The sequence below is a fragment of the Pseudomonas sp. JV449 genome (genome assembly GCF_032424295.1).
Lineage (GTDB): Bacteria > Pseudomonadota > Gammaproteobacteria > Pseudomonadales > Pseudomonadaceae > Aquipseudomonas > Aquipseudomonas marginalis.
The window spans coordinates 99,813-126,570 of record NZ_VYKD01000019.1; the positions used below are offsets into that span (position 1 = coordinate 99,813).

Consider the following 26,758-nt stretch of genomic DNA (forward strand, 5'->3'; position numbering starts at 1 on the left):
CTCGCCTAGGCTCGGTATGCCCGAACGCAGGCTTGAATCCGTGGGCCGCCGTCATGGGCCATCCCTGGCCCAGGACGGCTAACCCGGCGTCCTGCCGGGTTACCCACGGATTCAAGCCTGCGTTCGGCCAGCGTGGTTAACGGGGCGCCTAGGATCAAAAGCCAGAGCAAAAGCAGAGCAAAAGCAGGCTGAGGTCTGCCTGCTGGATGGAGATCCAAATGTGGGAGGGGGCTTGCCCCCGATGAGCATGGGTATCTACACAACTTCCAGTGAATACGGAATCTATGGCAATTAGGCTTCTGTGGTGAGCGGGCTTGCCCCGCGCTGGGCTGCGAAGCAGCCCCAAAACCTTCACCTCGATTGATTCTGGCACTCTGCGGTGACCTTATTGGGGCCGCTTCGCAGCCCAGCGCGGGGCAAGCCCGCTCACCACAGAGTTATGTGTGTTACTTTTGGGTCTTTCCAAAAGTGACCCGCTGTAAGAGCGGAACCATAGGCAGCCGTGACCGCAGCAACGGATATGTACTCGGTCAACTCCAACGACATGGTCGGCCCGAAGGCCGCCACGAAAGTAAGCTGCCCATACTCAGGATTGCCTGACCACCGCGCGTCATCGGTCACAGAGCTGCGCCTTCATGTTTGCACCAAAACAAAACGGCACCTGGGTGCCGTTTTGTGTTCCACGCCCCGGCACGTTTACTTACGCGCTGCCTCCCACTGCTTGAGCAGGTCGCCGTAGGCCACGGTCTCGCCTTTCGGTTTCTCGTTGGCCAGTTTCGGTTTCGGCGCGCCCGGCTGGTCGAACCAGTATTGCGCGTCACGCTCAGGGTTCATTTTCGGGCCGCACACCGGTTGCACCTTGGAGCGCTCCAGGCGCGTCATGATCGCGTCCTGCTCCTTGGCCAGGTTGTCGAGGGCCTGTTGCGGGGTTTTCTCGCCGCTGGCGGCGGCGGCGATGTTGCTCCACCACAGTTGCGCCAGACGTGGGTAGTCCGGCACGTTGGTACCGGTCGGGGTCCACTCGACCCGCGCCGGGCTGCGGTAGAACTCCACCAGGCCACCGAGTTTCGGCGCCATGTCGGTCATGGCCTGGGAGTTGATATCGGACTCACGAATCGGCGTCAGGCCGACGATGGTTTTCTTCAGGGACACGGTTTTCGAGGTGACGAACTGCGCGTACAACCAGGCCGCGAGTTTCTGTTTCTCCGGGGTGGACTTGAGGAAGGTCCAGGAACCCACGTCCTGGTACCCCTTCTTCATGCCTTTTTCCCAATACGGTCCGACCGGCGACGGCGCCATGCGCCATTTCGGCGTGCCGTCGGCGTTCACCACCGGCAGGCCCGGCTTGGTCATGTCGGCGGTAAACGCGGTGTACCAGAATATCTGCTGGGCGATGTTGCCCTGGGACGGCACCGGGCCGGATTCGGAGAAGGTCATGCCCGCCGCTTCCGGGGGGGCGTAGGCTTTCATCCAGTCCACGTATTTCTGCGTGGCGAACACCGCCGCCGGGCCGTTGGTGTCGCCGCCACGGGTGACGCTGGAGCCCACCGGGTGGCAGTCCTCCACGCGGATGCCCCACTCGTCCACCGGCAAGCCGTTGGGCAGGCCCTTGTCGCCGCCACCGGCCATGGAGAACCAGGCATCGGTGAAGCGCCAGCCCAGGGACGGGTCTTTCTTGCCGTAGTCCATGTGCCCATAGATGCGCTTGCCGTCGATTTCCTTGACGTCTTCGCTGAAGAATTTGGCGATGTCTTCATAGGCCGACCAGTTCACCGGCACGCCGAGGTCATAGCCGTATTTTTCCTTGAACTTGGCTTTCAGCTCCGGACGCTCGAACCAGTCGGCGCGGAACCAGTAGAGGTTGGCAAACTGCTGGTCGGGCAGCTGGTAGATCTTGCCGTCCGGCGCGGTGGTGAAGGAGATGCCGATAAAGTCCTTGATATCCAGGGTTGGCGAGGTAAAGGCCTTGCCTTCGTTGGCCATCAGGTCGGTGATGGATTCGGTCTTGCCATAGCGAAAGTGCGTACCGATCAAGTCGGAATCGTTGACCCAGCCGTCATAGATATTCTTGTCGGACTGCATCTGGGTTTGCAGTTTCTCCACCACGTCGCCTTCCTGCAGCAGGTCGTGAGTCAGCTTGATGCCGGTGATTTCGCTGAAGGCCTTGGCCAGCACCTTGGATTCGTACTCGTGGGTGGTGAGGGTTTCCGACACCACGTTGATCTTCATCCCACGGAACGGTTCCGAGGCTTTGATAAACCACTTCAACTCCTCCAACTGCTGGTCGGCCGTGAGGGTCGACGGCTTGAACTCGCTGCCGATCCATTTCTTCGCCGCATCTTCATACGCATCAGCCCAGGCCGAAGCGCTCAAACCGCTGAGGGCCAGTACGGCGGCCAATGAAATGCTATGTCGCAGCTTATTGTTTTTATTCAACATAGAGACCTCCTGGTTAATTTCAAAAAGGACTACAAACGCCACAACCCTCTGTAGGAGCGAGCTTGTTCGCGAAAAACCCGAGGACACCGCGTACATCCAGAATGCCCGCGTTATCGTTGGCGATTTTCGCGAGCAAGCTCGCTCCTACAAGGTGTCGGGGCACTAGCCCCAACGCATCACACTCAACAGCCATACCAGGGAGAGCGCGGACGCTACCCAGATGCTCCAGTCGGTAACGCCGATCACCAGCAAATGCAGGTAGGCGCTGCCGAGAAGACCGATAAACAAGCGATCACCACGGGTGGTGCTGATCGGCAGGACGCCGCGCCGCGGAATGCTCGGCGAGCGCAGCTCCCAGGTGGTCATGCCCGCCAGAATCAGGGCAATGCCGCCAAAGAACAGTGCAGTGGGGGTGGTCCAGGCCATCCATTCCATCATCGACTCCTCAGACCCGGCCCAGGGCAAAGCCCTTGGCCACATGGTTGCGAACAAACCAGATCACCAGCATGCCGGGCAGGATGGTCAACACCCCCGCCGCTGCCAGCACCCCCCAATCGATACCCGACGCCGACACCGTGCGGGTCATCACCGCGGCGATGGGCTTGGCGTTGACCGAGGTCAGGGTGCGCGCCAGCAGCAGCTCGACCCAGGAAAACATGAAGCAGAAAAACGCGGTCACACCGATGCCGGAGCCGATCAACGGGATAAAAATCTTCACGAAGAACTTGGGAAAACTATAGCCGTCGATGTAGGCGGTTTCGTCGATTTCCTTGGGCACCCCCGACATGAAGCCCTCCAGGATCCACACCGCCAGCGGTACGTTGAACAGGCAGTGGGCCAAGGCCACGGCGATGTGCGTGTCGAACAGGCCGATGGACGAATACAGCTGGAAAAACGGCAGCAGGAACACCGCGGGTGGCGCCATGCGGTTGGTCAGCAGCCAGAAGAACAGGTGCTTGTCACCCAGGAAGCGGTAGCGCGAGAAGGCATAGGCTGCCGGCAACGCCACGCTCAGGGAAATCACCGTGTTCAGGCTCACGTAGTACAGCGAGTTGAGGTAACCGGTGTACCAGCTGGGGTCGGTGAAGATCACCTTGTAGTTGGCCAGGGTGAAATCCTGCGGAAACAGGGTCAGCCCGCCGAGGATTTCGGTGTTGCTCTTGAAGGACATGTTCAGCAGCCAGTAGATCGGCACCAGCAGGAACAGGATGTAGATCAGCAGCGGAATAACCTTGCGCTTGCTCATGTTGGCGGCCTCAGCGGTTGGCGTCGGAGTGGGTCATGGCGGTGTAGAACAGCCAGGACACCAACAGGATGATCAGGAAGTACACCAGGGAAAACGCCGCCGCCGGGCCCAGGTCGAATTGGCCTACGGCCATCTGGGTCAGCGTCTGACTGAGGAACGTCGTGGCATTCCCCGGCCCGCCCCCCGTGAGGACGAAGGGCTCGGTGTAGATCATGAAACTGTCCATGAAGCGCAGCATCACCGCGATCAGCAGCACGCTTTTCATCTTCGGCAACTGGATATGCCGGAACACCGCCCACGCCGAAGCCCGATCGATACGTGCGGCCTGGTAGTACACATCCGGGATCGCTCGCAGCCCGGAATAACACAGCAGCGCCACCAGTGAGGTCCAGTGCCACACATCCATCACCAGCACGGTGACCCAGGCGTCCATGGTGTTGGCCGCATAGTTGTAGCTGATGCCCAGGGCGTTGAGGCTGTAGCCCAGCAGACCGATATCGGCACGGCCGAAAATCTGCCAGATGGTGCCCACCACGTTCCACGGAATCAGCAACGGAATGGCCAGGATGATCAGCACCAGCGACGACCAGCGGCCCTTGGTCGGCATGGTCAGGGCGATGGCGATACCCAGGGGGATTTCGATCAGCAGCACGCAAGCCGAATAGATGAACTGGCGCAGCAGCGAGTCATGCAGGCGTGGGTCGAGCAGCACCTGCTTGTACCAGTCGGCGCCGACGAAGTAGCGGCTGGACTGGTCGAAGATGTCCTGCACCGAATAGTTGACCACCGTCATCATCGGGATCACCGCACTGAACGCCACCAGCAGGAACACCGGCAACACCAGCCACCAGGCCTTGTTGTTCTGCACCTTGTTCATGGCTGCACCTCCAGCAGGTAGTCGTCGGCATACACCATCAGCCACTGCGCGGGAAAGCTGATGGACGCTCTGCCCTCGGGCACCGGTTTGTCTTCGGCCAGGCGCACTTTGAGGGTGGCGCCGTCGAGGTTGAGGGTCATGATCTTGTAGGTGCCGAGGTCTTCGAGGTGAGTGACATCGGCCTGCAGGGCGTCAGGGTTGTACTCGTCCCACACGTGAATGAATTCCGGGCGGATCCCCACCTGCAGCGTCTTGTAGTCGCTGCCGGCAATGCGTTGCTGCAAGGCCTCGGATAACGGCAGAAGCGTACCGGCAAAGCGCACACCGCCGGCCTCGGCCTGCACTTCGATCAGATTCATCCCAGGGCTACCGATGAAATAGCCGACAAAGGTGTGGCTGGGCCGTTCGAACAACTCACGGGGCGTGCCGAACTGCACGATCTGCCCGCCGTACATCACCGCGATCTTGTCGGCGAAAGTCGAGGCCTCAAGCTGGTCATGGGTGACGTAGACCATGGTGATATTGAACTGCTCATGGATCTGCTTGAGCTTGCGCCGCAGCTTCCACTTCAGGTGCGGGTCGATCACCGTCAGCGGTTCGTCAAAGAGGATGGCCGACACGTCATCCCGCACCAGGCCACGGCCCATGGAGACTTTCTGTTTTTCGTCGGCGGTGAGGTTGCGGGCTTTTTTGCTCAGCAGGTTTTGCAGGTCGAGGACTTCGGCAATTTCCTGCACCTTGCTGTGAATTTTCGCCTCGGCCATGCCTTGGTTTCGCAGGGGAAAGGCCAGGTTATCGAACACGGTCATGGTGTCGTACACCACCGGGAACTGGAACACCTGGGCGATGTTGCGTTTTTCCGGGGTGAGGTCATTGACCACTTTGCTATCGAACAGCACCTGCCCTTCGGACGGGCTCAGCAGGCCGGAGATGATATTGAGCAACGTCGACTTGCCGCAGCCCGACGGCCCGAGCAAGGCGTAGGCACCGCCCTGCTCCCACACGTGGTTCATTGCCCGGATGGCGTAGTCCTCAGGGCCGCTCGGCGTGGGACTGTAGCTGTGCGCCAGGTTCTGCAAATGGATCTCGGCCATCAGGCAACCCTCGCGACGCGGCGCCCGGGGGCCTGGACCAAACGGCCCTGGCCATCGAACACAAACAGTTTATGGGTGGGGATGTACACGCGGATCGGCGCGTCGACGTCGTACTCATGCACCCCCGGCAGGTGCAGCACCAGCAGGAAGTGCTCGCTGCGCACATGCAGGAAGGTTTCCGAACCGCTGATCTCGGCGACTTCCACGGTCACCGCCAGCTCGAGGTCGTCGTCGTTGCTCGGCACCAGGCTGATATGGCTGGGGCGCACACCAAAGCGGAATTCGCCTTCGCCGATGGGACGCAGGTCAACGTTCAGCGGGAAGTGCACGAAATTGGCGAAGCTCACCTCGTTACCGCTGATACGCCCCGGCATCAGGTTGATCGGCGGCTCGGAAAACAGCTCGGCGGCCAACACGGTCTGTGGCTGGTGATACACCTCGGCGGCCTTGCCGCTCTGGATCACCCGGCCCTCGTGAAGAATGGTGGTGGTGCCGCCCAGGGCCAGGGCCTCGTTGGGCTCGGTGGTGGCGTAGATGGCAATGGTATGCCGCGCCTTGAACAGCTCGCGCATTTCCTGACGCAGCTCTTCGCGCAGTTTGTAGTCCAGGTTCACCAGTGGCTCGTCGAACAGGATCAGTTCGGCGTCTTTCACCAACGCGCGGGCCATGGCCGTGCGTTGCTGCTGGCCACCGGACAACTCCAACGGGTGGCGTTGCAGGAATTTCTCGATGCGCAGCATCCGCGCGGTTTCCAGCACCTTGCTCTGGATCAGCTCGTTGGACACACCGGCCTGGCGCAACGGCGAGGCGATGTTTTCGAACACGGTCATGGTCGGGTAGTTGATGAACTGCTGATACACCATCGACACGTTGCGCAGGCGCACCGGTTTGTGGGTGACATCCACGCCGTTCATCAGGATGCGCCCGCTGTCGGGCTTGTCCAGGCCCGCCATCAGGCGCATCAGGCTGGTCTTGCCGGACAGGGTGCGACCAAGCAAGACGTTGAAGGAGCCGGCTTCGAAGCGCAGGTTGGCGTCGTCGATCCAGGTTTGGCCTTCGACGACGCGGGAGACATGTTCCAGGGTCAATGACATGACACGACCTTTTTATTATTGGAATGAATCTGGCCAGTCGTCAGAGCGAGTTTCATGCCAAAAACGGCAGGTGCTTGATCCGCAAGGAAATGGGTGAAACGGGATGTTCAGGAGCGAACAGAAATGAACAGGTCTGGCTGAACAACTGAACAATCCGGGGGTTGACAATGAACAGTTATGAACAACACTCTTTGAACCCGATTGACGTGGTTGCATCCGTTGATTGTGCAAGACCCCAAAACAATAAAAAGAAGGTCGCCCCATGGCCGAACCCCTGGCTCACGACACCCTTATCCAGGAATCCTGGCGCCGTTGCCGCGCCTTCGGCCTGGACCACCAGAGCACGCCCAGCTTCGATCAACTGCCCGCCGAGGGCATCAGCCAATTGCTGGAAAGCCAGCATTCCCTGGTGCAGACCACGCACCAGGAAGTCCTGCCCTACTACGAAAACATCCTGAGCAATTCCAACTGCCTGATCATGCTGGCCGACAACCAGGGCCAGGTGCTGACCAGTTGGGGCACTCAGCGCTTTATCGAGCCCAAGCTGGCCCGAGGGTTCAGCGCCGGCGCCAGCTGGATGGAGCGTTCCAGCGGCACCAATGCCATCGGCACCGCACTGGCCTGTGCCCAGGCGGTGCATATCGAACATGACGAACACTTCCTCAAGGCCAACCGCTTCATGACCGGCTCGGCAGCACCGATCTTCGATGCCCAGCGCGAAATCATCGCGGTGCTGGATGTCTCCAGTGACAGCTACCTGCCGCCCTCCCACACCCTGGGCATGGTCAAGATGATGAGCCAGACCGTGGAGAATCGGCTGATCCTCAACCTGTTTCGCGGTGAGCATTTCCAACTGACCTTCAACACCGGCCTGAGCAACCTCGACAGCCAATGGGCGGGCCTGCTGATCTTTGACGAGAGCGGCCAGGTGCTCTCGGCCAACCGCCGGGCCGACAACCTGTTGGGCATCAGCCTGTCGCGGGTGATGATCGACAGTTTGTTCAAGGTGTCGCTGCTGGAGTTGCTCAATCAACCGGAGGGTCTGCCCTTTTCGTTGCAGGCGGCGGGACGCAATCGCTTCCAGTGCCTGCTGAAGCGACCGAAGCAGATGCCGGTGCAGGCCCGCGTGTTCAGCGAACCCGTTGCGCCAAAGCCCGCCGCGATTGGTTTGAAGACCCTGCACTTTGGCGATGTGCGCGTGGAAAAAGCCGTGCGCCAGGCCGAGCGCCTGCTGGAGAAGGACATCCCGCTGCTGATCCACGGAGAAACCGGCGTGGGCAAGGAAGTCTTCGTCAAGGCCCTGCACCAGGCCAGTTCCCGCAGCCAGCAGGCGTTTATCGCGGTGAACTGTGCGGCGATTCCCGCCGAGCTGGTGGAATCGGAACTGTTCGGCTACGAAAAAGGCGCGTTCACCGGCGCCAACCAGAAAGGCAGCATTGGCCTGATCCGCAAGGCCGACAAGGGCACGCTGTTCCTCGATGAAATCGGCGATATGCCGCTGCCGACGCAAGCGCGCCTGTTGCGGGTATTGCAGGAGCGTTGTGTGCAGCCGGTGGGCAGCAGCGAGTTGTTCCCGGTGGATTTGCGCATCATCTCGGCCACTAACCGGGCCTTGCGCGAGCAGGTCCAGGCCGGGCGCTTTCGCGAGGACTTGTACTACCGCATCGGCGGCCTGACCCTTGAATTGCCACCGCTACGCGAGCGCAGCGACAAACGGGCGCTGTTCCAGCAACTGTGGCAGCAACACCGGGAGCCAGGCCAGTGGGCCGGGCTCAGCGCCGAGGTGCTGGCACTGTTCGAACAGCACCCGTGGCCCGGCAACCTGCGCCAGGTGAGCAGCGTGCTGCAGGTGGCGCTGGCGATGGCCGAGGAACAGCCGATCCGCCCGGAGCATCTGCCGGACGATTTTTTTGTCGATTTGAACGTGACGGCGCCACTGCCCGCCAGTGAACACCTGGATGCCCGCATCGACCTGACCCAGCGCTTGAAGGCCGCTGGCGGGAATATTTCCCACCTGGCGCGGGAGCTGGGGGTGAGCCGCAACACCCTGTACAAGCGCCTGCGCCAGAACGAACGCTAGCGCGGCTTGACCACCACCAGCAGGTCGGTGAAGTACTCCACCTGGATCGGCAGGTTATCCGCCAGGGTCGACAGCGCCGCCGCCGTGTCATCCAGTTTGAACACCCCCGTCACCCGCAGGTTCTGCAAGGCCTGGGGGTCGAAGCGCAGCAGGCCGTGGCGGTAGCTGGCCAGGGTTTGCAGCACTTCGCTCAGGGGTTGGTCGTTGACCTTGAGCAGGCCACGGGTCCAGGCGTCCGGGTCGGTGTCGTCGGTGGCCTGGGGCGATTGGGCGCGACCATGGTCGAGGATCGAACGCTGGCCGGCAGTGACCTTGACCCCTTCGCTGCTGTCCCCTTTGACCGCCACGGTGGACTCGATCACCGTCACCACCGTCGTGCCGTCTGGCGCGCGCTTGACCAAATAACGCGTGCCCAGTGCCGTCGCCGTGCCTTGGTCGGTACGCACCACGAAGGGCCGCGTCGCATCCTTGGCCACGTCGACCCAGAGCTCGCCTTGCAGCAGTTCGATCACCCGTTGGTGGCCGTCGAATTTCACGTCCACCGCCGAGTTGCTGTTGAGTTGCAACTGGCTGCCGTCTTCAAGGACGATCTGGCGCCGCTCGCCCACGTCGGTGCGCTGGTCGGCCATCCACACCGGCAGGTGCGTAAGGCCCAGCCAGCCGCAGAGTAATACGCCGAGCACGCCCATCGCCTGGGCACCGCGCGCGCGACGCGGGGCAAATGCGCGGTTCAGGGCCACGCGTGCGGGTTGTGCAGGCAAGGCGTCGAGGCTTCCCCACAGCGCGCGCATGCGGTCGATGGCGACGGCGTGACGAGGGTCTGCCTGGCACCAGGCGTTGAAGGCCTGACGCTCGGCGTCGCTGACCTCTTCGTCGTGCAGGCGGGTCAGCCAATTCGCCGCTTGCTGGATGATCTGTTCGGAACTCATGCCAGCGGGTCTGCCGCGTGCAGGCTGTGGTAGCAGTGCACCAGGGCGCTGGAGATGTAGTTTTTGACAGTGCTGGCGGACACCTCCAGGCGCGTGGCGATTTCGCTGTAGGTCAGCCCGTCGAGGCGACTCAACAGGAAGGCTTCGCGAGCCTTGGCGGGCAAGCCGGCAAGCATTTCGGCGATGCGTTCCAGGGCTTGCAGGGCGATATGGATCGCGGCCGGGTCGGGCATGCCGGCATCCTCGCTCTGGATCACCAGGGCTTCCATGTAGGCTTTTTCAATGCGTCGACGCCGGGCGCCATCGATCAGCAGGCGCCCCGCCGTGGTGGCCAGGAAGGCCCTGGGTTCCTGGATATTTTGCGGCTCGGCCAGCATCAGCACACGGATGAAGGCATCGTGGGCCAGGTCGGCGGCGTGCTGGGAACACCCCAGTTTTCTGCGCAGCCAGCCTTGCAACCAGCCGTGGTGCTCGCGGTACATCGCCGTAAGGGTCTGCTGACGCACTGAATCGCCCAGCGCGGCCGGAATGTCATGCATGCGCAAAAGAGTCTCAAATGGGAAGAGTTACCAATTGCGCAAACAATGCCAGTAAAACGATAGTGGGGCAAGGGGCGCACAAGCCCCCTCCCACAGTTTGATCTCCATGCAGCAGGTAACTGTGTGTCCTCTTAGCGCCAGCTCCATGAGACACCGGTGTAGATCCCGCGGCCATCGGCCGGGGTTGAGCGTGCGACATCCAGGCCCTTGTCGTCGTAGCCCGGCGTGACGGTGTTGGCGTAGCGGCGGTTGGTGAGGTTGCGCAGGTCGACCCAGGCTTGCCAGTCCTGCTTGGGTGCGTCGTAGCCGAGGGTCGCGCCCAGAAGGGTGTAGGACGCGGCGTAATAGGAATTGGCGTAATCCACCGCCACCCGCGAGGAATGCTCGGTATTGAGGCTGGTGTAGAAGCCCGTCGGGTGGCCGTAGCGCAGTTGCGCCTGATAGTAGTGCTGGGGGATGCCCGGCAAGCGGTTGCCGCCGAAACGGTCGTCGTCGCGGTAGTGGAAGTCGCTGAAGGTATAGGCCTGGCGCAGGTCGAGCTTACCGCTGCGGCCGCCGTCCCACAGCGGGCTGAGCAGGCCCAGCTCCACGCCCTGATGCACGGTGGGGCTGGCATTGGATTCGGCGACGATGGCATTGCTGGTCGAGGTCTGGGCCCGGGTTTCCACGGTGAGCAGTTCGTGGCGCACTTCGGAGCGGTACAGCGCCAGGTCCCACTGGCCGAGCCATGCTTCGCCACGGCCACCGATTTCCAAGGTGGTGGCGGTCTGGTTTTTCAGGCTGACGCCTTCGCGCTGTAATCCAGTGGCCGGGCCGCTGCCCGCTGGAAAGTATTTGTTGGAACCCCAGATCATCGACCACGCATGCGGCGGCTCGACCGAGCGGCTCAGGTTGCCGTACACCTGCAGCTGCGGGGTGAAGTCATAGCGTAGGCCGATGCGCGGCGCGTAGTCCCAGTCATGCTGGCTGAGCGGCGCCTGGCCTTCGGGATAGGTGACCTGGGTCTCACGGCGGGTGTAGATCGCGGCCAGGCCGGTGGTCAGCCACAGGTCCTGGACCAGCTCCAGGTCGTTGCCGATATGCAGCACGGTGTCGGAGCCCAGGTAGCTGTAGTCGCGGGTCTTGGTGCCGGGGGCGTAGGTTGCGGTGTTGCCGGCCGGCGTGCGCACGTATTCCGACGTGCCGTTGTTGGGCATCGCCTGGGTGGTGCGCAGGCCGAGGGTGGTTTTGCTGTCGTGGCCGAACAGCGTGTCCTGGCGGATGTAATTCAGGGTGCTGCTGATATCGGTGTAGGCCACCTTGAGACGGTTGGTGCCTTCGCGCAGGTCCATCGGGTAATCGTGATAGGCCAGCCCGACTTCCAGGCGCGAATTGTCGTCCAACTGCAAGGTGGTCTTGTTGGCGATCCAGGTGGAACCCGGTTGCAGGCGCTTGGAATCGCGGGCAACGTTGAGACTGTTGGCGGCACGCGGGTCGTGGCTGATCTGGGCGCGGGTGAGTTTGCCGGGGGTGTCGTTGGTGGTTTCGCGGTAGCGGAAATAAAAGCGGGTTTCCAGGTCCGGGTTGAAGCGGTAGCCGAAGTTGGCGGCCATGCCCTTGCCGGTGGCGGCGCTCTGGCGCTGGTAGCCGTCGGATTCCGAGTCGGTGAGGCTGATGTAGTAGTCGGCATCCCCCAGCACCTGGCCCGAACTGATCTCGCGCTGGGCATAGCCACGGCTGCCGGCTTCGTAGCGCACTTGCAGCTTGGGCGCATCGTAGCCGGTATGGGTCACGTAGTTGACCGCGCCGCCCAGGGCCAACGCGCCTTGATCAAAACCGTTGGCGCCACGCAGCACCTCGACGCGGCTTTGCCACAGCGGGTCCTTGAGTTCATAAGGGGTGCCGCCGGGGCCGGTCAGCGGCAAGCCATCGAACATTTCGTACAGCCCTGAAGCATGGGCGCCCGGGCTGCGGTTCAGGCCCGAACCACGAATGGACAGCTTCACCCCTTCATTGTTTGCCGCCTTGGCATACACCCCAGGCTGGTACTTGAACACGTCTTCATTGGTGCTCACCCGCCCCTGCTGCACGCTGCTCATGTCGATGTAATTGGTAGCACCGGGCACGCTCTTGAGCTGCGCCTGGGCGACTTCGCCGGCGCCGGCCTCGGGCGTGGTAACTTCGACCGGCGCCAATTGCAGGTCTTCGGCGTGCACCAGGGAGCTAAAGGTCAGGGCGGCGAACAGGAACGGAGGTGGGCGCAGCAGCATGGGCGGATCCTTGGAATTCGGGGGCGTGAAAGGCTGGGCCGTCACGCGAACAGTGATGGGAAGACAACGATGCCCGCCAAGTCACGCCTTAATAACGGACCAGACGCTTCCCACAACAGCGTCGGACCGGATTTATTTTTTAAGTCCAAAATCGAATTAATACATGCAAACTCAGTATTTAAAGAAATAACCAGTACGCATTACTGTGGAGCCATCGAGTCACCTACGAGATCGCCTCCCATGCCTGCATCCGCCACCGTCATCGACTTTACCCTCCACCGCAAACGCCGCCAGGCACGTGCTGCGGCCGAGTTGATGTGGGCGATGTACGCAGCGCGCGCAGGGTTGGCGGTGTTTACCACCCACGCCGCAACGCCCAGCGATACACGCCGGGCGTAGGCCAATGAATTTCCTGCATGTGATTCCCGAACCGCCCGAACCGCTGCCCAAGCCCAACACCGATGACGATGTGATCAGCCTGTGCGTTGCGCATAACCTGCAACGCCTGCGCAGCAAACGGCACTTGTCACTGGACGCCCTGGCACGCGCCTGCAGCGTGAGCCGGGCAATGCTGGCGCAGATCGAATCCGGGCGCAGCGTGCCGTCGATCAAGGTGTTGTGCAAAATTGCCAAGGGCTTGAAGGTGTCGGTGGCGGCGTTCCTGGAAGACCGCGCGTTCGAAGGGGTGGAAGTGTTGCCGGCGCAGCAGAGCAAGCGCCTGGTGAGTGCCGATGGCGCGTTTATCAGCCGCGCATTGTTTCCCTACGATACGGCACGCCAGTCCGAGTTCTACGAGATTCGCCTGCGGGCACTCGGCGAGGAAGTCTCCCAAGGCCACGGCCCGGGCATCCAGGAAAACCTGGTGGTGGCCCAAGGCGTACTGGAAGTCAGCGTCAATGACGAGCGCTACCTGCTGTCCACCGGCGATTCAATCCTGTTCTACGCCGACCAGCCCCACCGCTACCGCAACCCGGCGGACAGCGAAGCCGTGGCGTTCCTGGTGATCACCTACCCCGAACGGCTGGATTAATCACGGCAAAAAAAACGCCCCGACTTATCGGGGCGTTTTTTCATCGCGCGGGACCTGTCAGCAGGTGCAGCACATCATCGGCATGCCGTTGCAGCTCATCATCATGGGCATGGCGCAGTCATTCATCATTTTGTTCATGAGCATGCAGCAGTTGTTCATCATGTCCATGCTCATGCCCGGCATCGGCATCATTTTGCACATCATGCCGTCAGCCATCATGGTGCATTCCATGACGCACTTCATCATCGGCATCGGCATGCCCATCATCGGCATCATGTTCATGCCGGTCATCATGGCCATGGCGTCGGCCGACATGCACATCATCGACAGGTTGGCGCACTGCATCATCATCGGCATGCCGCAGTTCATCATCATCGCCATCATTTCGGCATTGGTCTTGAACTGGGCCATGTCCATGCCGGCTGCCGGCTTCATGGTGCACATCATGGCGTCAGCGGCCATTTCGCATTTCATGGTTGCCATCATCATCGGCATGCCCATCATCGGCATCATTGGCATGGAGGTGTTCATCGGCATCTGCATTGCATTCATCATGTTCGAAACTCCGTAATCGACAGGAAATGGCTAGGTTCTGGCGCCGATTCTAGAGAGACCGGAGGGCTGCGCAAGACGCCGGCAGAGCAGCAGGAATGGGTGTTCCCAGGCACGCTTAGTCGAACAAGACAGCTGTATTTGGCGTGATAACAGTGATTAGGACGCTATTGCGTTACTTATATCCGTTACCTGGCGGATATGGACGTCATGGATATTCGATTGAGGAATCTCGTCCAATCTTAAGGAAATAAACGGTCTAACGGATGAGCCTAGCCGTCGGGCTTTTCCAGCGACTGCATCAATTCATCGGCCTCCGACCCTGGTGGTAGCCTGAACCCATGCATTTCATCAGTGGCCAGAATTTCCCCCAGAGCAGCGAGCAACTGCGCCTCTGTCGGCGAGTCTCGCAGCAATTTATGCGCGGGCAGCAACAGCTCAGAGGGGACGCCGTGAACGCTCGCGGCGTCGATCACAGCAAAGAGGATAAAGCGCAGGCGTATTTCGCGGTCCGTCGGCCAAGCCGTTTTTCGCTTACCCAAGGTAGGGCCTCGTTTTTTCAGAAAAATCCGAGGCTATTGCGCACAGGGAGGTGTTTCAAGCATCGGAATGCAAGATAGGCCGCTTCCTACATCCAAAGCAGAAACAGCATACCGAACAACCCAATTACTGCACGGGCAGGAAATTCATCAACAACAGGCTTTGTGCATAGTTAAGGCCAATACGGCGGTAGCGTTCGTCGAGCATCTGGGTCAACAGGTCCAGACGCGCAACAATCTTGCCGAACTCGACGGCGAAACTCAGGTTGCTGCCCTCCTCCGAAATCTCGTTGGAAAACAGGAGCAGGACGCCATTTGCATCCTGGCGCTTGCTGAGCAACCAGGTGGCCTTCTCGATGTTGCGCGCGGCATTGCTGACGAACTGCGGGTTGATCGAGTCGGTAATGTAGAACTCGGTACGCCCACCGTGGGCGGTCACGATCATACTGCCGATGGCATAGATAAACGCCCCGACCCGATCGCCCTGAAACTCAGGGCTCAAGGAGTAGCTCAGCGCCGCCAGGTCGCGACGCTCCCCGAGGGCGGGTAATGAGCGGCGCTGCTCAATGGCCAGGCGGATCTCCCGCGCAGCGCTCACCGCATCCGGATAACCCGACTGGCGCCACTGGTTGGGGTTACGCAGGTAGAGCTTGTTCATGAGCAAATACAGGCTTTGCAAGTTGTCGCGCATGCCCAGGGTCGCCATGCGATCGACACTGGTCTGGAAGAATTCATCGGGTTTGCCATCGCTGAACTGCTTGGCGATATCCCGCCCCTGCTGCTGGGTGCAGCCACTGGCGCAGAGTATCAACACCACGGCCAGCCACAGGGGCCGAGGCACTCGTCGAGTCTTGAATAAAAGTAACGTGCGATCCATCGGCACCCGATCTGGTTCTTTTGCCCACGCGGGAAATCGGCAGGGCTGGGACAAAGATAGATTGGATAAATGAAAAAAAGTGCAATGGGCTGGGCATATAGTTGTAAGCAGAGCCCGCCGGGGACTGAATCGGCCCAATCGTGAAAGATTCGTTTCAGGGCCTATACTCCATGGAACAGTTACGAGTGTTGTGGGCGATCCAGGGAGGATCTACATCGCGTATGGCACTTCCCCCCGCAGCTGTACAGGAGGGTCGCACAGATGAAACATCCCATTCGAGCTCAGATTTTTGTCCAGGTGATATGCCTGCTTTCGGTGGCTCAGCTTTTCTGCTGAGCCATGGGTCACTGCCTTTAAGATCAGCTGCGCGTGTGGCTGGGGCAGTTTTCGCCCTGTATTTGGGCCCATCAACTTAAATGCCATTGCTGCCGCAGTAGCGTTCGCGCGGGTTTCAAGCGCAGACGGCCCGACACTACGCGTCTGGTATTAACGCGAATGTTTCATTTATCCAGATTCACCAGCTCGTGCATCCGCGCCCCTATCATTCCCCGCAACCATTCAGCGTGAAACGCCATTTCGTCCAGAGAGATACCCTCACCCAACCGATATTCGAAAACCTTGTCCTTGGGTACCTGACCCACGAGGTGGAAATGCCCATAGCGATCAAACCGGGCGAGGACGTAGGGGCAGACGTAAATGATGTTGCTGAATGGCACCCGCACTTCGTAGGGCCTGCGGCCACGACGGATAACCGTGAGGCTAAGCAGTTGCTGGTTTTCATCGAACGTGAAGGCCTCCACATGAGGCGTAGAGGCCATCCAGGCAAACATCGCACCGATGAGCACTGCGGTACCGAGCATGAACAGGATGAGCGCCGACGTCGTAAACTCGATTCAGCGCTGGGCGGCGTGCCCTGAAGCGCTCCGAGCCCGGCCAGGAGCAACATCACCAGCCCATAGCCCGGCAACAGCATCAGTAGCGCAATGTAGAACCCCAGGATCCCCCGACCACTGCCGCCAACGCTCGGTAGATCCGGGCCGTAATACCAGGTGGGTGGGTGCGCGACCGGGCTTCCAGTGCTTGGCGCTCCGGGAAGCGTGGCGACGAGGTGAGGTGGGTCTTGACGGTTCATCCAACAGGCTCCAGGGGTTGCAGCGTTCAATAATGGGCGAAAAGCCAGGAACCTTTGCGTTCCCCTCAAACCGTTAGTTGGACGCCCGCCTACGGGCGGCCTTACTTGAGCAGGGCAATCACCGCGCAGACAATCATGATCGCCAGCGCCGGCCACTGCATGGGCATGAAAAAGAAGTGATGGCGCACGCCATCTTCATGCACCTGCCGATTCAGGACAAAGCCCAGCACGGTATTGATGGCCGAGCCAATCCCCACACCCATCAACAGTTGCATCAGTGAGGTATTGCCGGGTTTGACGCTGGGGTCGGGCCACACCCCCATCAGCAGCAACACCATGGCCACCGGCGTGAACAGTGTCAGCCAGCCTGCGCCGCGATAGATCATCGTTTAATCCTCATGAATGACACGATTGGCTCAAGCCGGTTCGCGTGCTTGCTCTTCAGCCGCAAACACGGCATCGAGTGTGTTGAGGAACAGGTCGTGGCTCAGAATGCCGGTGGCGATGGTCGACAACACGGGTTTGCCGCTCTCGTCCTTGATCACCACCTTTTCGGTCCAGGCGTTGAGGTCGACGGTACGCAGCGACGACATCGGCACCTTGCGCCCCTGGTATTCGAGAAAATCCTGGCTCACCACAATCGGCGTCGTGGTGATTTTGAGGAAGTTGCCGCTGACACGCTTGCCCCAGACCTGCCCGGAGCTGATGCAATTGAACCTGACCGCCCCACCCGACTCCAGCGTCGCCCGCACCCCCGGCAGACGTGCACGTACGTGCAGCTCACGGACCAACTGCTGGAAATCGTGAAAGCCCTTGAGGCTCTCGATCACTCGATGAAACGGCTCCGTGGCATTACGACGGTAAGCCACGTTGGTGATCATGCCGGTCAGCACGGTTTGCCCGGAGCCAAACAGATACAAGTCATCGATCTCGGCAAAGGCGGTGTATTCGCGCTGATCGTTGATGATGCGCTCGATACCATGCTCATACACGTCGTAAAGCGGCGCACGCAGTTTCCTGTGCCAGGCGTAAGCGGCAAATACACCCAGCCCGAGAACCGCCAGCAAAGCGCTGGTGGCGTAAATCAAGGTATGGGGGCTGCTGAAGCTGAAGGCCATGCCACGGGACGTCTGGAGGCTGACCGGCCCTTCATTGCCCGGTGGCAGGATCGTGCCCAGATACAACACAAACCCGGCGAGACCTAACAACACAACGCCAAATATCAAACTGAAAATCAGAAAACCCTTGCCGTGACGGAAACTGGCGATCAGTTCGCCGGTGGCGGAAGGCGCTTGGGAGGGGGATGACTGCATAACGCTTGCGTCCTTGTAATGGGGTTGCGCGCACCGCTGTTTATGCGGGGCCGATTGAACCCTGCCGTCATTGGGCGGGCTTGGCACGGCAGGTTGGAACATGGCTCATTAACATCGTTCCCTGTGCATATGGGTTAATGCCAACGGGTTCACAACCTTCGCGACATTGGGGCCGGAAACACGAAAGCCCCGCTAAGGCGGGGCTTTCGTTTAAGTCCTGGCGGGAAACCACGCCTGGGACCCTCGTCATCTTTCGGACAATGCAGCGCTTGTTTCACCAACTGGCAAAAGACGTCCCCGGACGCGGAATCATTATCGGGCTTGGCGAAGCACAAGCTCCGACAGACGGGTCTTAACTCGGAAGCAGAACTCACGAATTTGAAATTGATAAGCGGGCATAACCATGTAGTTTAAATCGGGACCCAATGAGTCTTTAATTTCCATGTATTTGGCAGTCTTGGCAGCAATGGCCTGGTATTGCGCCTCGTATTTATCGTAAGACGCTTTGTTGTAGACCTTTAAAACATCCAGTTCTTTACGGCATTGCTCAGCGCGATTTTGGTTCAAGTTTGTTTCTGCTTCTGACTGAGCAGACTCCAAAGAAGCTGCTTTTGGGGCGTCAGCACTGGCGTTCGCAGGTGCAGCCTCGTATCGCACAGTCCACTTTTCTGGAGTCGAAGGTGCGACCTCAGGCGGTGCTTCCCGGACGACGGCAGGAGGTGGAGTCACATCAGGTTTTTCGGGAGTTTTCGTAGCGCATCCAGAGAGGGCAAGCCCTACCACTACAACGATGCCACACATTTTATCCATCGGTTCCACCAAGAGGTAATTACGGATGGCTGAGTCGTTAGGTTCTGGGTAAAAGTAATAACTCATTCAATGATCGAGTGTAATTTTTCTACCAGCCTCAAGGCGCTCAGCCTCTCTTCCTTGAGTGCGCAGATGAACGATAGTAGTAAAAAAATAAAAAGATGACGAGCAAAAGCTGGCTGAAAAAACCACGAATTAAATGAGCCAGTGGAAGTGGCTTCAGTTGCTTGATTCAGGTCCCGGGCTGCATCGGCAATCATCAGTATTGGCTGCGCGAGTCTGCTACAGGGCACAGTAATCAGAAGATCGCCAAACCCCAGAAACGCAAAAGCCCCGCATAGCGGGGCTTTCGTTTGAATCTTGGCGGGAAACCAGGGATTCGAACCCTGGGAACGCTATTAACGTTCGCCGGTTTTCAAGACTGCCGAGTTAACTATACAAATCAATATCTTAGGCATTCATCATTTCCGCACTTGAATATTTTCTCGTGCCCTGCAGGCCCCGCAGATCAAGGGGTGTGCATCACGTTGCGGAAATGATTTGTTCCCTCCCCGGCGTCCTGCCGACCGAACACAAACTACCCAAAGAACACCAACTGCTAAGCTGTCCACTCCATCAGAGGAACGCCGATGTCCAACTCAGACCTACTCCCCTCCCTGCTATCCAAACTCTACGAAAACCAGTTGGCACTTGAAGCCTCCATCATGGAGCTGTCGAACTGGGTGGAGCAGCGCGGCTCCGCAGATGTAGCCGAGAACATCCGCGGTGCGCTGCACACCATTGATGAGAATGAAGAGTTCATCAAGCTGACCTTGGCCGTCCTCATGGCGCCCGACTGATCGTTGGGTAAACCACAGCCAGCCGCCTAGAACAAGCCGCCTAAATCTGAAGGCACCCAATTCATAATCACAAGCTCCCCGCTGAGGTCGGCCTTTCCTTGCCGCTGATTGGTTGTGCTGTACCGGATATCCAGGGTTTCAAAGTGGAACCCTTCGAAAACGCGCCGAATATCTGGATGGTCATTGATGCTCACCATCACCTTGCCTTTGCAACGACGCATAAAGTCAGCCATCCGCTCATAGTTCTCAAACGGGAAGTCCACCCCATATCCGGCAGTCTGCCAGTAAGGCGGGTCCATATAGTGGAACGTATGCGCTCGGTCGTAGCGCTCAGCGCACTCAAGCCAGCCCAGATTCTCAACGTAGGTACCAGACAGACGTTGCCATGCCGCAGACAGGTTCTCCTCAATCCGCAGCAGGTTGATGGCCGGACCGGTGGTCGCAGTACCAAACGTCTGCCCCGTCACCTTGCCGGCGAAGGCATGATGCTGCAGGTAGAAAAACCGGGCGGCGCGCTGGATATCGGTGAGCGTTTCCGGCCGTGTCATCTTCTGCCACTCAAACACCTGGCGGGAGCTGAGCGCCCATTTGAACTGGCGTACGAATTCTTCCAGGTGGTTCTGCACCACGCGATACAGCGTCACCAAGTCGCCGTTGATATCGTTGAGTACCTCGACCGGCGCGGCCTGAGGCCGCAGGAAGTAAAGCGCGGCACCGCCGGCAAATACTTCGACGTAACATTCATGCGGCGGAAAGAGCGGAATCAAGCGATCAGCCAGGCGGCGCTTGCCGCCCATCCATGGAACAATTGGGTTTGTCATCTTTGCAATCCTTTGCAAGGTAAGTGTTCATTGGGTGACATGCTAATTTTTGCGACCTCAAATGTAGGTCAGCGGGCAATAGCTCTCACATAAGCCTGACACGCTCGCAGCGCAATCAATCCTTGGTCACCGGCGTCGGTGATGGCGATAATTCGTTGAGCATGCGCTGGGTCAAGTTGGGCTCGACGGGCTGCATGAACCACGCCGACGGTGCTGGTGGTGGCAGGCACATTGCAGCCACCGGCTGAATCGGCGGCGTCGAGAAGGACTGACAGCCGGACATCAGAAGTGGCAAGGCGATCGCGCAAAACAGCCTGGTTGCGTTGGGCATCGGATAATTCCCTGGTGTGTTTTTGGTCCTGCCCGGCGAGCTGCTGCTCTAGGGCCAGGCGCTTGTCGGTCTCGTCGCGAGCCTGTTTGGCTGCTGCAGCACTGACCAGGCCGAGATCCGTCTTGAATTGGTCGGCCTGATCCGCCAACCTTCCGCCGTAGCGCCAGTCTTGCACCTGCCAGGCGCCGGCGGCGCTGATGACCATCGCCAGCAGGATCGCGCCCAGAATCTGCCCGGGCGTCATGCCAGCACCTTCAGCGCCTTGTCGTACAGCGCCTGGCGGTCGGCCAGGCCGTTGACTCCACCATTGATACGACGGGTGATCTTCATGAATTCCCCCTGATCCGCCAGCGTGTTCAACCCACGGGTAGACCAGAACCACGCCGCCGACATCGCGGCGTGCTGCGGCAGCTCGAGAATTTCTGGCTTACTGAGCAGGTCCAAGCCAAGGGCTTCCCCGCACGCGGAGTAATTGGCTCGTCCGGTGATCTGGATCAGGCCCCGTCCGCGATACTTGGAGCCATCACCCTTCACGGTGTTGCCCAGATCTGCGCGCCCTTCATAGCCGACCTGCTGCGCCGTCGGCCCCCAAATCTCTCGCACCAACCGCAACTGGCCCGACTCGTGCCCGACCTGGGCGATGAACGCGGCAGCCCGGAGCGAGCCGACAATGCCGTAACGGTTCATAGCCGTGTTTAGCACAGAAACAAAAACGCCGGCTTGGCGGCCGGCGTTCGGAAGGATCTGCAGCAACTGCTGCTGAGTAATTGGCATACAAGCTCCTAACGTGAATAGCCCGCACGCGGCGGGTATGGATGGTGCACTGCGTCGCTACGCCAGGCTGACAACCTTGACGGGCTTCGTGGCTTTCTTCGTTTTCTTGCCCTTGGCTTTGGCCTTGCCCTTTTTGCCGCCGTTGCACTCGACGGTGGTGGACCAGCCGGCTTGGGTGAATGTCTGCTCCACCGAATCCACCAAATACTCGCCATCGAGTCCCACCTTGAAGCCCTGGGCGTTGATTGAGCGCTCCGCGAAAAGATCCGTGCGCCCGACCATTTCCAGGCGCACGCCCGCCGTCGAGCGGTTGAACGCAGCCAATCGCGCCTTAGCCGCTGACTCGGCGGCGGTCTTGTTCGGGTGAATATGGCGGTCGGTGTGCACTGCCGGCAGGCCATCCGGCACGTCGTCGTTGTCCAGGGATACAACCGATAACTTGCCCGTCTTCTTGTCCTGGTGCTTGGCCGCCACGGTCTTGTGCGCGTTACGGTCGCCCAGGCGAAACTGCCAGCGGCTTACGTCGCTGCGCGTGATGGTGATCGCGCCAATCACCTTGCCGCTGGCACTTAGCCCAGCTTGGCGCTGCATCACCATCAACTTGCCGTCGCCCACCTTGGCGGTGCAGTCGTATTGCTTGGCCAGGCGCGTGACAAAGCTGAAGTCAGATTCGTGGAGCTGGTCAGCCCGAGCGACTTTCGTGGCGATGGTGCAGGCCGGCGTCCAGCCATTGCGCGCCGCGATGTCGGAAACGATTTTCGACAGTGGCACGTCTTCCCAACTGCCGCTGCGGATCGACTTGCCAGTGCCGCGCATGTCGCTCGCCTTGCCCCGGATAACGATGGTGTCCGGCGGACCCGATACCTCGATCTCATCGACCACATAACGACCCAGGCGCACCAGGGACGTTTCCGCATAGCCAAGGTAGACCTCGATCCCGGCGCCGCGCTTGGGTAGCGTCACCAGGCCGTCGCGGTCATCAATGCGCAGCTCAAATTCGTCCGACTCCATGCCGGGCTTGTCCGTGGTGCGCAACAGCAAAAGTCGATCGTTAATCAGCGACGTGATATCGGAACCGTTCGCGACGATTCTAAATTGGGGAGTCATAGGGCATTGGCCAATAAAAAACCCGCAAAGGGCGGGCTGTAGGAAAGGGAGGCGTTACGCGTAACGGAACAAGGGCGCAGCCGATAGAACTGAATCAATCCCACAGCGCAACTTGCTCATCCACAGGGCCTGGCAGATCCGGCAAGACAATCACCACACCGGCACGGTAAGGCTGATCCTCGTCCGCCAGGCCCTGATTGGCCGCCAGCACGGCCTCAACACTGCCCACCAGATGGCCATAGAAGTTATGGCAAATGGTATCGAGCAGATCCCCGTCAGATGTTCTGCATGTCGTCGCCATAGCGCACAAACTCCAAGGTAAACGCCTGTTTGCGGGGGATACCGCCCTGCATCAGCGCGCTCTGGTCTTCGTCAATGGTCTTGAGGCACCAGGTGCCCAGCACAACGCCATAACCCGTGGTCAGGGTCACCGGCTTGAGCTGGGAGCCTATCGAACGCAACGTGTTGAGCTGTTCCAGACCGCCACGGTAGCCCGGGAAAATATCGCCCTTGAGTGTGATCTTCTCGTCACCCATGCCCACGGCCTGCTGGGCAGACCGACGCGTCAGGCGCTCCTGGGAGGCCCAGCGGTACTCGGTCGAGCGACGCAGCGAATCAAAGGCCGCCGTATCGAGGTTGAAGTAATACGGCTGCGCTTTCGGGTCCAGCGGCTGAATGATCAGCAGATGGGGGAACGGCTTCACCGCCTCTTTCGCCGGCGTGCCGTCCGTAGCAAACGCACCGGTTGGCAGGATGTTGGCCAACGACGGGTCAATCTTGCCAGCGATCTTGTTGATCGCGGTAGCCGCCCGGCCGGCCTGCTCTTTCAAGGTGCCCAGGCGCTCGTCAATCTGCGACAGGGCGCGTGTAGCCCGGTTGTAGGTGGCCACCACCCGGCCAACCTTGGCTTGAGCAGTGGCAATCCCACGCATAACCCGCTGAAGCTTCTCCCCCACCGCCGGACCAATGAACGGCAGATCCTCCAGCTCGTTGGCCGCGCCGGTGATTTCGCTGATCGCACCGTTTACCGGCCCAATCACCCCGTCGATACTGCGCCGGCCCGCTTCACCGGCCGAGGCCAGGTACTTCAGGCCGGACTGTAGCTGTGCCAGTGATTCCATATTCCCCCCTTAGAGATGCGGCGCGTCGTAGAGCTGTCGGTTTTCGAGCTGCTGGGCGATCTCCCGACGATGCTGCTCGAGCAGCGGCTGCAACCTGGCCGCAAGCTCATTCGGGTCTTTCACATCGCCTTGTACCGTGAGGGTGAAGGGCGCGCTAATGTCCACCTTGGGCTCGATCTTCGCCGGCTGTACCTTGGCAACCACGGCCGCCGCAAGCGGTCCAGCCGTCGCATCTGCGGCGGCCTGGGGCATCATCATGGCGCGCGCAACATCGCCCGGATTAAGGGCGCTTGGCGTTGCCGGCAACGCGCCCTGGCCTGGATTGGCCAACATCAGCGGCCCCGTACGCGACGGGGCAAACGACTTGGCAATATCCCCAAGCACCGGCGGAATGTCCTTGCCGGCATCCTTCATCATCAATGGACCGGCCACGGGCATGACCTTCTTGCTTTCGTCAGAGCCAAACATCGACTTGCCGATGGCACCGCCCAGGGCGTCACCGCCCAAACTGCCCAGATACCCCCCAATCAGGCCGCCCACAATGGTGCCGATTACCGGCACTGCCGAACCAATGGCCGCACCGGCCGCCGCTCCGGCAAGCGTGCCAGCAAGTCCGCCAGCCGCAGCGCCATAGCCTTCGGCTTTTTCGTCCTGGGTTTCAGCGTTGTCGTAAGTGTCTTTGACCTTAAAACCGGCCTCTATCACGGCCAATACTGCCGGCCCCTTCATGCCCGCCCCAATGCCACGCCCGGGGCCTCGGCCGCCACGACCGCCGCCCTTGCCCTTGCCTTTCCGGTCCTTTACACCGGTGTCATCAAGGTCACCCATCCCCATGCCACCAGATCCGCCCACGGGCATGTTGGTGACAATGACTTTTTGCGGGATGTTGGGGTTACCCATCAGCGAGCCGCGCCCAAGGTTGAGCAGGCCCTTGGCGATCTTGAATCCGCTCATAGCGGTCTGAAACGCGATCACGGCCGCCACGGCGGCGCCGATCCCTGTCACAACACGGGGCGATTCGTCCGACAGCTTGGCCAGCCCCTGGGTGACATAGGCCAAACCATCCGCCACTTTGTCAGTGACAGGCCGGAATGCATCGCCAATGGCGCGCATGGCCTCGTCCATACCCTGGGCCATTTCCGCCCATTTTTGCGCTGACGCCTGCCGGCGTTCCTCAAGGTTCTTATCAAGGATCCCGGTGGCACTGGCCGAGTCTTTCTTGAGCTGCGCGTACAGCTCTTTGTTCTGCATGAAGGCCGTCAAAGCGCCCTTAACCTGCATGTCCGCGAACAGATCCCCGGTACGCAAAGCCTGCTCCAGGGAGGCAATCATGGCCTTGGCTTTCTCGGGGTCAGTCTCCTTACTGATCTTCGCCGTAGCGGCGGCCATCGCGGCGGCCTTCTTCGGATCCGTTGCCGCAATGTACTTCTGTGCCAGCTCAAAGCTTGATTCCAGGGTCGATTTACCGTTCTGCAAGCCGGTATTCATCGACGCTTGGTAATCGATCCCGGCGTCCTTGTAGGCCTTGACCGTATCGCCAGAACCGATTTTCTCCATCCAGTTCTTGAGGTTGTTGGCCGCTTCGTCGGCACCGCCAGCGGTCTTCATTTGCACCTGAAGCATTGAGCCCAGTTGCGTGACCGCATCCATGCCGGTGATACCGATCTTGCCCATGCCCGCCAGCAGCTCGGGGAACCAACGCGCCATGTCGGCCGCTTCAAAGCTGCCCGCCTGGCCCTGATAGGCGATGGCCTCCAGCGCCTTTTGCATCACGGCCGGGTCGGAGATTTTGGCGTTCTGCCCCAGGGCGTTGATCATGCGGGCCGTTTCGCCGCCGTCCGAACCCTGGCCCACGGCAAACTTGGCCGCTACCGGCGCGTACGACAGGGCCTTATCCAGCTCCATGCCGGCACCCACCAAAGCGTTGACCACCTCGGCCACCTGATTCCGGGCCATGCCGGTATCGCGCGACGTGCCAATAATGGTCTTGGCCATCTGCGCCTCTTCGGGCTTATTGGCAATGTTCGCCTTGATCGCAATGTCACGGACAATCGCGCCAAAGTCCGCGCTCACCTTCGTCGGAATGGCCATCGCTGCCGTGGCGGCCGCCGCCTGGCCAATGCTGCTTTTCATCTGCTGCTTACCAGCATCGAGCTGCATATGGCCCTTGGCTTTAAACTCGGCCTTTGTCGCCGCCTGCCCCATGGCCGCATAAGCCTTGGTCAGGTTGCGCACTTCAACGCCCTGCTTGCGCAGGCCGTCCAGATTGTTGTCCAGCTTTCGCCGTAGCGCATCCGCGCCTTTGTCGCCGGCCATGTGCGCTTTGCGCCATTCATCGCGCAGGCGCATGGTTTCGCCAATGGTCTTTTCCAGCACCCGCGCCCGGGAACCTTGTTCCTCCAGCTTCTTGATTTTGTTGCTGACGTCCTTGAACGCCGCCCCCACCGTCGAGCTGACAGCCCCGCCAATGACCAGGCCGAGAGCAAGTTTGTTTGCCATGTGCGCGCCCTATACGTCGGGAAGATCAACAGCGGCTCAATCCGTGAGCCACCACACCATCACGTTAAAGGGCATGGCCAGTATCTCGGCAGACGAGAAACCCGTCTCTTTTGCCAAGCGTTTGGCCAGCGCCTTAAGCGTGCCCTCGTTACACGTCGTCTTCTTCAACCAGGCGAAAATAGCCCGCCTGAAGGCGCATGTAGTCCTTGAATTTGAGGGCCGTAAGTTCCGCCTCGGTGGCCGTGAGCAGACTGCAAAACAAGCTCAACTCTTGCTTTTCATTGTCGCCATTGCCGGCGATTTTGGCGGCCATAACATCCTTTACGCTGGGCGCGCGCATCATCAACTTGTCGGTCACAACCCCATTGAGATTGGCCTTGTGCTTGAGCGTCACGGTAACGCCTTCGTCACTCAGGACCAGCCAGGCCGGGAGCGGTGCAGCGAGAGATACGTTGGTCATGTCATC

Annotated in this window: 28 protein-coding genes; 5 read left to right on the forward strand and 23 right to left on the reverse strand. The window is 60.1% G+C overall.

All coding sequences use genetic code 11. The features are described from left to right. Nucleotides 1–696 precede the first annotated feature (696 nt). From F6S08_RS17995 to F6S08_RS18020, 6 genes are all read right to left on the reverse strand, one after another. Nucleotides 697–2,439, reverse strand: a complete 1,743-nt coding sequence (locus tag F6S08_RS17995; RefSeq protein WP_065927121.1) for an ABC transporter substrate-binding protein — start codon at nt 2,437–2,439, stop codon at nt 697–699. 162 nt (nt 2,440–2,601) lie between these two features. Continuing rightward, nucleotides 2,602–2,874 (reverse strand): DUF2160 domain-containing protein, encoded by a 273-nt coding sequence (locus tag F6S08_RS18000; RefSeq protein WP_027607297.1) that lies wholly within the window; start codon nt 2,872–2,874, stop codon nt 2,602–2,604. Nucleotides 2,875–2,884: 10 nt separating this feature from the next. Then, nucleotides 2,885–3,685 carry a carbohydrate ABC transporter permease gene (locus F6S08_RS18005; protein ID WP_003174634.1) on the reverse strand — a complete coding sequence of 267 codons (801 nt, stop codon included), beginning with the start codon at nt 3,683–3,685 and terminating at the stop codon, nt 2,885–2,887. A gap of 10 nt (nt 3,686–3,695) precedes the next feature. After that, entirely contained in the window at nt 3,696–4,562 is an 867-nt protein-coding gene (locus tag F6S08_RS18010) for a carbohydrate ABC transporter permease (RefSeq protein ID WP_025858174.1), read from the reverse strand. Then, nucleotides 4,559–5,656, reverse strand: coding sequence for an ABC transporter ATP-binding protein (locus F6S08_RS18015; protein WP_065927119.1), 1,098 nt, complete (start codon nt 5,654–5,656; stop codon nt 4,559–4,561). Before F6S08_RS18015 ends, F6S08_RS18010 begins: the two co-directional genes overlap by 4 nt. Further along, nucleotides 5,656–6,750 carry an ABC transporter ATP-binding protein gene (locus F6S08_RS18020; protein WP_027607299.1) on the reverse strand — a complete coding sequence of 365 codons (1,095 nt, stop codon included), beginning with the start codon at nt 6,748–6,750 and terminating at the stop codon, nt 5,656–5,658. The genes F6S08_RS18015 and F6S08_RS18020 overlap by 1 nt, the downstream gene beginning before the upstream one ends. 262 nt (nt 6,751–7,012) lie before the next feature. On the opposite strand from F6S08_RS18020, the gene F6S08_RS18025 reads away from it, so the two are divergent. Beyond that, nucleotides 7,013–8,830 carry a sigma-54-dependent Fis family transcriptional regulator gene (locus F6S08_RS18025; RefSeq protein ID WP_137212186.1) on the forward strand — a complete coding sequence of 606 codons (1,818 nt, stop codon included), beginning with the start codon at nt 7,013–7,015 and terminating at the stop codon, nt 8,828–8,830. Here F6S08_RS18025 and F6S08_RS18030 read toward each other — a convergent pair. The 3 genes from F6S08_RS18030 to F6S08_RS18040 form a co-directional block, all read right to left on the reverse strand. Next, nucleotides 8,827–9,759: a FecR family protein gene (locus tag F6S08_RS18030; protein ID WP_315872074.1), complete on the reverse strand. Its 933-nt coding sequence runs from the start codon at nt 9,757–9,759 to the stop codon at nt 8,827–8,829. The genes F6S08_RS18025 and F6S08_RS18030 overlap by 4 nt on opposite strands. Further along, nucleotides 9,756–10,298, reverse strand: a complete 543-nt coding sequence (locus tag F6S08_RS18035; protein ID WP_315872075.1) for a sigma-70 family RNA polymerase sigma factor — start codon at nt 10,296–10,298, stop codon at nt 9,756–9,758. The genes F6S08_RS18030 and F6S08_RS18035 overlap by 4 nt, the downstream gene beginning before the upstream one ends. 131 nt (nt 10,299–10,429) lie before the next feature. Continuing rightward, complete coding sequence (locus F6S08_RS18040; RefSeq protein WP_315872076.1) at nt 10,430–12,547, reverse strand: TonB-dependent receptor family protein; 2,118 nt, start codon at nt 12,545–12,547, stop codon at nt 10,430–10,432. A gap of 240 nt (nt 12,548–12,787) precedes the next feature. Here F6S08_RS18040 and F6S08_RS18045 point away from each other — a divergent pair, with 240 nt between their 5' ends. The 3 genes from F6S08_RS18045 (at nt 12,788) to F6S08_RS18055 (ending at nt 14,148) form a co-directional block, all read left to right on the forward strand. Continuing rightward, nucleotides 12,788–12,946, forward strand: coding sequence for a hypothetical protein (locus tag F6S08_RS18045; RefSeq protein WP_162844266.1), 159 nt, complete (start codon nt 12,788–12,790; stop codon nt 12,944–12,946). Nucleotides 12,947–12,950: 4 nt separating this feature from the next. Continuing rightward, nucleotides 12,951–13,577 (forward strand): helix-turn-helix domain-containing protein, encoded by a 627-nt coding sequence (locus F6S08_RS18050; RefSeq protein WP_065927114.1) that lies wholly within the window; start codon nt 12,951–12,953, stop codon nt 13,575–13,577. 64 nt (nt 13,578–13,641) lie between these two features. Next, nucleotides 13,642–14,148: a hypothetical protein gene (locus F6S08_RS18055; protein WP_174562737.1), complete on the forward strand. Its 507-nt coding sequence runs from the start codon at nt 13,642–13,644 to the stop codon at nt 14,146–14,148. A gap of 253 nt (nt 14,149–14,401) precedes the next feature. On the opposite strand, the gene F6S08_RS18060 is transcribed toward F6S08_RS18055, so the two are convergent. From F6S08_RS18060 to F6S08_RS18085, 6 genes are all read right to left on the reverse strand, one after another. After that, nucleotides 14,402–14,671: a hypothetical protein gene (locus F6S08_RS18060; RefSeq protein WP_065927112.1), complete on the reverse strand. Its 270-nt coding sequence runs from the start codon at nt 14,669–14,671 to the stop codon at nt 14,402–14,404. 124 nt (nt 14,672–14,795) lie between these two features. Next, entirely contained in the window at nt 14,796–15,545 is a 750-nt protein-coding gene (locus F6S08_RS18065) for a hypothetical protein (protein ID WP_027607308.1), read from the reverse strand. Between the two features lie 500 nt (nt 15,546–16,045). Beyond that, complete coding sequence (locus F6S08_RS18070) at nt 16,046–16,405, reverse strand: hypothetical protein (protein ID WP_315872077.1); 360 nt, start codon at nt 16,403–16,405, stop codon at nt 16,046–16,048. Nucleotides 16,406–16,778: 373 nt separating this feature from the next. After that, complete coding sequence (locus tag F6S08_RS18075) at nt 16,779–17,063, reverse strand: hypothetical protein (RefSeq protein ID WP_027607310.1); 285 nt, start codon at nt 17,061–17,063, stop codon at nt 16,779–16,781. Nucleotides 17,064–17,093: 30 nt separating this feature from the next. Continuing rightward, entirely contained in the window at nt 17,094–17,990 is an 897-nt protein-coding gene (locus F6S08_RS18080; RefSeq protein ID WP_137212182.1) for a hypothetical protein, read from the reverse strand. A gap of 312 nt (nt 17,991–18,302) precedes the next feature. Further along, entirely contained in the window at nt 18,303–18,866 is a 564-nt protein-coding gene (locus tag F6S08_RS18085; RefSeq protein ID WP_315872078.1) for a hypothetical protein, read from the reverse strand. Nucleotides 18,867–19,429: 563 nt separating this feature from the next. Here F6S08_RS18085 and F6S08_RS18090 point away from each other — a divergent pair. Beyond that, complete coding sequence (locus F6S08_RS18090) at nt 19,430–19,639, forward strand: hypothetical protein (protein ID WP_315872079.1); 210 nt, start codon at nt 19,430–19,432, stop codon at nt 19,637–19,639. A gap of 26 nt (nt 19,640–19,665) precedes the next feature. On the opposite strand, the gene F6S08_RS18095 is transcribed toward F6S08_RS18090, so the two are convergent. The 8 genes from F6S08_RS18095 to F6S08_RS18130 all read right to left on the reverse strand — a co-directional run bounded on the left by F6S08_RS18095 (nt 19,666) and on the right by F6S08_RS18130 (nt 26,752). Next, nucleotides 19,666–20,460, reverse strand: coding sequence for a DNA adenine methylase (locus F6S08_RS18095; protein ID WP_315872080.1), 795 nt, complete (start codon nt 20,458–20,460; stop codon nt 19,666–19,668). Nucleotides 20,461–20,528: 68 nt separating this feature from the next. Next, on the reverse strand, nt 20,529–21,035 hold the full coding sequence (locus F6S08_RS18100; RefSeq protein WP_315872081.1) for a lysis system i-spanin subunit Rz: 507 nt from the start codon (nt 21,033–21,035) through the stop codon (nt 20,529–20,531). Then, nucleotides 21,032–21,565 (reverse strand): glycoside hydrolase family 19 protein, encoded by a 534-nt coding sequence (locus F6S08_RS18105; RefSeq protein ID WP_315872082.1) that lies wholly within the window; start codon nt 21,563–21,565, stop codon nt 21,032–21,034. Before F6S08_RS18105 ends, F6S08_RS18100 begins: the two co-directional genes overlap by 4 nt. Nucleotides 21,566–21,622: 57 nt before the next feature. Beyond that, entirely contained in the window at nt 21,623–22,672 is a 1,050-nt protein-coding gene (locus tag F6S08_RS18110) for a phage late control D family protein (protein WP_315872083.1), read from the reverse strand. Nucleotides 22,673–22,766: 94 nt separating this feature from the next. Continuing rightward, a complete protein-coding gene (locus F6S08_RS18115; protein ID WP_017848158.1) occupies nt 22,767–22,973 on the reverse strand; it encodes a tail protein X in 207 nt (68 codons plus the stop codon). Next, nucleotides 22,948–23,793, reverse strand: coding sequence for a phage tail protein (locus F6S08_RS18120; protein WP_315872084.1), 846 nt, complete (start codon nt 23,791–23,793; stop codon nt 22,948–22,950). Before F6S08_RS18120 ends, F6S08_RS18115 begins: the two co-directional genes overlap by 26 nt. A gap of 9 nt (nt 23,794–23,802) precedes the next feature. Then, a complete protein-coding gene (locus F6S08_RS18125; RefSeq protein ID WP_315872085.1) occupies nt 23,803–26,292 on the reverse strand; it encodes a phage tail tape measure protein in 2,490 nt (829 codons plus the stop codon). A 148-nt stretch (nt 26,293–26,440) separates the two neighbouring features. Further along, nucleotides 26,441–26,752, reverse strand: coding sequence for a phage tail assembly protein (locus F6S08_RS18130; protein WP_315872086.1), 312 nt, complete (start codon nt 26,750–26,752; stop codon nt 26,441–26,443). Nucleotides 26,753–26,758: the final 6 nt, after the last annotated feature.

Excerpts from the sequence above, each read along its gene's own strand:
- F6S08_RS17995 (WP_065927121.1), bottom strand. The coding sequence starts at position 2,439 with ATGTTGAATAAAAACAATAAGCTGCGACATAGCATTTCATTGGCCGCC.
- F6S08_RS18000 (WP_027607297.1), bottom strand. The coding sequence starts at position 2,874 with ATGGAATGGATGGCCTGGACCACCCCCACTGCACTGTTCTTTGGCGGC.
- F6S08_RS18005 (WP_003174634.1), bottom strand. The coding sequence starts at position 3,685 with ATGAGCAAGCGCAAGGTTATTCCGCTGCTGATCTACATCCTGTTCCTG.
- F6S08_RS18010 (WP_025858174.1), bottom strand. The coding sequence starts at position 4,562 with ATGAACAAGGTGCAGAACAACAAGGCCTGGTGGCTGGTGTTGCCGGTG.
- F6S08_RS18015 (WP_065927119.1), bottom strand. The coding sequence starts at position 5,656 with ATGGCCGAGATCCATTTGCAGAACCTGGCGCACAGCTACAGTCCCACG.
- F6S08_RS18020 (WP_027607299.1), bottom strand. The coding sequence starts at position 6,750 with ATGTCATTGACCCTGGAACATGTCTCCCGCGTCGTCGAAGGCCAAACC.
- F6S08_RS18025 (WP_137212186.1), top strand. The coding sequence starts at position 7,013 with ATGGCCGAACCCCTGGCTCACGACACCCTTATCCAGGAATCCTGGCGC.
- F6S08_RS18030 (WP_315872074.1), bottom strand. The coding sequence starts at position 9,759 with ATGAGTTCCGAACAGATCATCCAGCAAGCGGCGAATTGGCTGACCCGC.
- F6S08_RS18035 (WP_315872075.1), bottom strand. The coding sequence starts at position 10,298 with ATGCATGACATTCCGGCCGCGCTGGGCGATTCAGTGCGTCAGCAGACC.
- F6S08_RS18040 (WP_315872076.1), bottom strand. The coding sequence starts at position 12,547 with ATGCTGCTGCGCCCACCTCCGTTCCTGTTCGCCGCCCTGACCTTTAGC.
- F6S08_RS18045 (WP_162844266.1), top strand. The coding sequence starts at position 12,788 with ATGCCTGCATCCGCCACCGTCATCGACTTTACCCTCCACCGCAAACGC.
- F6S08_RS18050 (WP_065927114.1), top strand. The coding sequence starts at position 12,951 with ATGAATTTCCTGCATGTGATTCCCGAACCGCCCGAACCGCTGCCCAAG.
- F6S08_RS18065 (WP_027607308.1), bottom strand. The coding sequence starts at position 15,545 with ATGGATCGCACGTTACTTTTATTCAAGACTCGACGAGTGCCTCGGCCC.
- F6S08_RS18070 (WP_315872077.1), bottom strand. The coding sequence starts at position 16,405 with ATGCTCGGTACCGCAGTGCTCATCGGTGCGATGTTTGCCTGGATGGCC.
- F6S08_RS18075 (WP_027607310.1), bottom strand. The coding sequence starts at position 17,063 with ATGATCTATCGCGGCGCAGGCTGGCTGACACTGTTCACGCCGGTGGCC.
- F6S08_RS18080 (WP_137212182.1), bottom strand. The coding sequence starts at position 17,990 with ATGCAGTCATCCCCCTCCCAAGCGCCTTCCGCCACCGGCGAACTGATC.
- F6S08_RS18085 (WP_315872078.1), bottom strand. The coding sequence starts at position 18,866 with ATGAGTTATTACTTTTACCCAGAACCTAACGACTCAGCCATCCGTAAT.
- F6S08_RS18090 (WP_315872079.1), top strand. The coding sequence starts at position 19,430 with ATGTCCAACTCAGACCTACTCCCCTCCCTGCTATCCAAACTCTACGAA.
- F6S08_RS18095 (WP_315872080.1), bottom strand. The coding sequence starts at position 20,460 with ATGACAAACCCAATTGTTCCATGGATGGGCGGCAAGCGCCGCCTGGCT.
- F6S08_RS18100 (WP_315872081.1), bottom strand. The coding sequence starts at position 21,035 with ATGACGCCCGGGCAGATTCTGGGCGCGATCCTGCTGGCGATGGTCATC.
- F6S08_RS18105 (WP_315872082.1), bottom strand. The coding sequence starts at position 21,565 with ATGCCAATTACTCAGCAGCAGTTGCTGCAGATCCTTCCGAACGCCGGC.
- F6S08_RS18110 (WP_315872083.1), bottom strand. The coding sequence starts at position 22,672 with ATGACTCCCCAATTTAGAATCGTCGCGAACGGTTCCGATATCACGTCG.
- F6S08_RS18115 (WP_017848158.1), bottom strand. The coding sequence starts at position 22,973 with ATGGCGACGACATGCAGAACATCTGACGGGGATCTGCTCGATACCATT.
- F6S08_RS18120 (WP_315872084.1), bottom strand. The coding sequence starts at position 23,793 with ATGGAATCACTGGCACAGCTACAGTCCGGCCTGAAGTACCTGGCCTCG.
- F6S08_RS18125 (WP_315872085.1), bottom strand. The coding sequence starts at position 26,292 with ATGGCAAACAAACTTGCTCTCGGCCTGGTCATTGGCGGGGCTGTCAGC.
- F6S08_RS18130 (WP_315872086.1), bottom strand. The coding sequence starts at position 26,752 with ATGACCAACGTATCTCTCGCTGCACCGCTCCCGGCCTGGCTGGTCCTG.